Here is a 4,038-nt window from a genome sequence, read left to right as displayed (position 1 = left end):
TGCGGAAGTTCATCGCCACCGTTGTCGCCCGAAGTACAAAGAAGGGGTCCGGTCACCGAAAATCGGTGACCGGACCCCTCTTTTTGATTGAAATACTTTAGAACTGGCTAGTTATGTCCCAGCCTCGCTTCATTTAATGATGGCCGTTCTAAAGAAATGATCGAACAGCTCGATGGCGACATCGATGGCCCGCTCATCCGGGTTGAGCGTCGATTGGTGAAGTCCCGACCCCATATCGTTCACGCCGAGCCAGACCATAAAGCCTGGAACTTGTTTCAGCATGTATCCGAAATCTTCACCGGTCATGGCCGGTACGCACGTCTTGTATGAGTATCCGACTTCCTCGACCGCTTCTTCGAATTGGAACAAATAACGTTCGTCGTTGACGACCTCGTGGTACCGGTTGCCGAACTCGAGGTCGATGTGGACGTTATACGTCATCTCCACCCCGGCGATGATTTGACGGATGCGTCGTTCGAGCACGACCATCTCCTTGTCCGACAAGGCCCGAATCGTACCGTCAAGCTTCGCCGTGTCCGCGATGATGTTCTCTTTCGTCCCAGCCATCACTTTCCCGATCGAGATGACCGCGCTGCCCATCGGGTCGATGTTCCGCGAGACGATTGTTTGCAGCTGCATAATCAACGCGGCCTGAACGATGACGGCATCAATTCCGGCGTGTGGGAAGGCACCATGCCCGCCTTTCCCATGAATCGTCAAATGCAACTCGCGCGCACTCGCGAACAAAACACCTGGACGCGACGCGATCGTGCCGACAGGATATTCTGGTGCGACGTGAAGTCCGAACATCGCATCGGGGCGGAAATGATAGAACAGTTCCGACATGGCCATCGGTTCAGCACCGCCCGGACCTTCTTCGGCTGGTTGGAAGAAGATGACGAGGTGATGGTCGAGCGGCTCTTCGACGGCTCGCTTAATCAACCCGAGAGCGATTGCCATATGAACGTCATGGCCACAGGCGTGCATCATCCCTTCATGGACCGAGGCAAACTCGAGGCCCGTCTCTTCGGTGATCGGTAAGCCGTCCATGTCGGCCCGGTAACCAATCGTCTTTTCACCGACAAGCCCGTCGATGCGGACGAACAAACCGGTACGCCAATGCGAGATGTGCACGCGCGGCGAGTTCAAGGATCGAATCAGTTCCTCAAGCGTCGCCTGTGTCTTGAACTCTTCATAACCTCGTTCTGGAATCAAATGTAATTGCCGTCTTGCCTCAATTGCCCAACTCATTCCACACTCTCCTTCGTCACTTCATCAACAATCTCCCAAAACGCCTTCACTTGCGCCAACTCGAGCATCGACTCGGTCGATAACATCCACGTATCCCGGACGAGCGGAATCCCATCCGACGACGTGAGCGGAATCTTATTGATCGCCTCGACATCGCGAATCGTCGACTCAGGTAAAATCGCGAATCCGATTCCGTGTAACGCCATCTGTTTGCACGTCTCGATTTGGTCGACGACGAGCGTCGTGAGCGGCGGGCTCGAGAAGCGCTCTTGCCACCACTCCAAAATTTCTTGATAATACGTCGAGTCGCTCTTGAATTGAATGAACGAACGCTCGTTATTTTTTAATTGTTTCAAATCGGTCATCCGCAAGTCGACCAGGTGAAGCGAATCTGAGAACAATTTCATCTTCTCGCCGCGCCAATCCGGATTCCCGCGAATGATGCCGATATGGAAATTTTCCTCTAGCATATAGCGCATCATCTCGCTTGACCAGCCCGTGACGAGTTTGACTCGAACCGATGGATACCGCTCGACGAATCGCTTCAAGACGCGCGGTAGCCAATACTGACCCATGATGGATGCGACGGCGATTTTTAATGTACCGTACACCTCACCTTGTTGCGCTGTCAACTCCCCACGCAGCTCCTGCTCCTCGCTATACATCTTCTTCGCGAAGTCGATGATTTTTTCACCGTCCGGCGTGAGCGCGAGGCCCCGGGTCGAACGGACAAAAATTTTCTTGCCCCACTGATGCTCGATTGTGACGAGGCGCTGACTGAGTGCGGGCTGGGAGACAAACAAGCGCTCCGCCGCTTTCCGCATATTCAACTCTTCGGCGAGGACGATTAACACTTCCACTTCTGATACTTGCATGACGTCACCTATTTCTCTATCGTTTCAAAGATTGTATACTGGATACGTTATTGCTTCACTGTATCATATCATGTTTGTCGATTAGTTTTGAATCGTCAGGAGGAAATCAGATGCAACGTCATCATTTTGCCTTTATTGTCGCCACCATCGCGACGCTCGGCAGTCTTTATTTCTCGGAAATCATGCTGTACGTGCCATGCAAGTTATGCTGGTTCCAACGCATATTTATGTATCCGCTCGCCATCTATTACTTGACGGTGCTTCTCTCGAACCGTGCTGTGAACAAATTGTTCGTCGGTCTCATGGCCGGGGCGGGTTGGGCAATCGCCCTCTATCACGTCATTCTCGAACGCATCCCAAACGGCGACGCGTTCTGCAGTAACGACTGTTTGATTCGTTGGGTGAACTACTTCGGATTCATCACGATCCCGCTGCTCAGCTTGATCGCGTTCACACTCATCTTGCTCATCCAATTCGTGCCGACACGCGCGAAGCGCTAATCTGTGATACACAAAAGAACCGGTCTACCGACCGGTTTTTTTGTTTGATTTACGATTGCTTTGGCCGGCATCCTTCGTTTCTGGGGCGATGCGGATGCCTCCGCAGCGCGAATCGCGCTTTACGGGGTCGTCCTTGCATCGCTCTCCCCTAGGAGTTCGGTTGCCGGCTTTTGGCATCGATTGATTTGTAGCATAGGGAAGTCCCTTCGATCCGGCCCGTGGCGCCCTGACTCATGCAGGAAAGCAATCCGACGAAGACCCCGCAGTGCCGAATTCGGCGCGAGGAGGCTTCGGGATTGCCCGCTGAAAGCATGGGCGCCTAACGGGACGGTTCGAAAGTTACCACATAAAAAAGAACCAGCCGGGGGCTGGTTCTTAAGATCATTGCCACCACTCGTCATAGAGCGAGGCCGGCATATGGTGTTTATGGCGCGACCGTTTGAAGATTGTCTCAATCCGTTCAGCGATGGCTGGATCGACTGATTTCCCTTCGAGATAATCATCGAGTTGATCATACGTCATCCCGAGAGCGACCTCGTCCGGGAGTCCCGGTTTGTCATCTTCCAAATCAGCCGTCGGCACTTTATAAATCAAGCTCTCATGCGCTTCAAGTTCATGGAGCAACGCTTTCCCTTGGCGCTTGTTCAATCCTGTGAGCGGCGTCAAGTCGGCCGCCCCGTCCCCGTGCTTCGTGTAGAAACCAGTGACGTATTCGGCCGCATGGTCCGTACCGACGACGAGGGCACCGTACGTGGCTGCGATGTCGTATTGCACTTTCATCCGCTCACGCGCTTTCGTGTTCCCTTTATGGAAGTCGCCAAGTTCGAGTCCCGTCGCTTCATGGAACGAGTTGGCTGAGGCATCGACGGCCGGTTTCACGTTGACCGTGAACGTTTTGTCCGGTCGAATGAAGTCGAGGGCACGTTTGGCGTCGGCCTCGTCATGTTGCTCGCCATATGGCAGACGGACGGCGTAGAATGTAAAGTCCGCACTTGTTTCCTCACGCAATTCTTCCATCGCCAGCTGGCAGAGCTTGCCGGCGAGCGTTGAGTCCTGTCCTCCCGAGATGCCGAGGACGAGCCCTTTCGCGCCTGCTCGTTTGACATAAGCCTTTAAAAAATCGATTCGGCGACGAATCTCTTCGGCTGGGTTGATGGATGGTTTGACGTGTGTCGTCTCAATAATATGTTGCTGCATTCTCAACTTCCTCCCTATCTGATATCGGTTTGCCTAATTGTCTGACAATCTATGAATGCCGTCAACTTGTTTCATTCCCGAAACAAAACGAGGCTGGGACATAACTCAGTAGATTTATAAGAAAGAGGCCACCTGGCGCGACTCGTTCGCGCCAGGTGGCCTCTTCTCCTTTTTATGGGTTCGTACGCACATTTCGATATAAACAGATAGGGGCG

General features: G+C 53.2%; 4 protein-coding genes. 1 reads left to right on the top strand and 3 read right to left on the bottom strand.

Going from position 1 to position 4,038, the window contains the following annotated elements; all coding sequences use genetic code 11:
* Positions 1 to 129 precede the first annotated feature (129 nt).
* Both KNP85_RS15560 and KNP85_RS15555 read right to left on the bottom strand, forming a co-directional pair.
* On the bottom strand, positions 130 to 1,251 hold the full coding sequence (locus tag KNP85_RS15560) for an N-acetyldiaminopimelate deacetylase (RefSeq protein WP_021066985.1): 1,122 nt from the start codon (positions 1,249 to 1,251) through the stop codon (positions 130 to 132).
* Positions 1,248 to 2,126: a transcriptional regulator CcpC gene (locus KNP85_RS15555; protein WP_021066984.1), complete on the bottom strand. Its 879-nt coding sequence runs from the start codon at positions 2,124 to 2,126 to the stop codon at positions 1,248 to 1,250. Before KNP85_RS15555 ends, KNP85_RS15560 begins: the two co-directional genes overlap by 4 nt.
* Positions 2,127 to 2,236: 110 nt before the next feature.
* On the opposite strand from KNP85_RS15555, the gene KNP85_RS15550 reads away from it, so the two are divergent.
* Positions 2,237 to 2,626, top strand: a complete 390-nt coding sequence (locus tag KNP85_RS15550; RefSeq protein WP_214803931.1) for a disulfide bond formation protein B — start codon at positions 2,237 to 2,239, stop codon at positions 2,624 to 2,626.
* A gap of 381 nt (positions 2,627 to 3,007) precedes the next feature.
* Here the strand turns inward: KNP85_RS15550 and nadE are convergent, their stop codons facing one another.
* Positions 3,008 to 3,823 carry an ammonia-dependent NAD(+) synthetase gene (gene nadE, locus KNP85_RS15545; protein ID WP_029595764.1) on the bottom strand — a complete coding sequence of 272 codons (816 nt, stop codon included), beginning with the start codon at positions 3,821 to 3,823 and terminating at the stop codon, positions 3,008 to 3,010.
* Positions 3,824 to 4,038 lie beyond the last annotated feature (215 nt).

The organism is Exiguobacterium sp. s194, assembly GCF_018618275.1.
Taxonomy (GTDB): domain Bacteria; phylum Bacillota; class Bacilli; order Exiguobacteriales; family Exiguobacteriaceae; genus Exiguobacterium; species Exiguobacterium chiriqhucha.
Note: the sequence above shows the minus strand (reverse complement) of the source record. Positions and strands in the feature narration are given on the sequence as shown.

Bases quoted from the DNA above. Each gene is read 5' to 3' on its own strand.
- KNP85_RS15560 (WP_021066985.1), bottom strand. From the start codon at position 1,251: ATGAGTTGGGCAATTGAGGCAAGACGGCAATTACATTTGATTCCAGAA.
- KNP85_RS15555 (WP_021066984.1), bottom strand. From the start codon at position 2,126: ATGCAAGTATCAGAAGTGGAAGTGTTAATCGTCCTCGCCGAAGAGTTG.
- KNP85_RS15550 (WP_214803931.1), top strand. From the start codon at position 2,237: ATGCAACGTCATCATTTTGCCTTTATTGTCGCCACCATCGCGACGCTC.
- nadE (WP_029595764.1), bottom strand. From the start codon at position 3,823: ATGCAGCAACATATTATTGAGACGACACACGTCAAACCATCCATCAAC.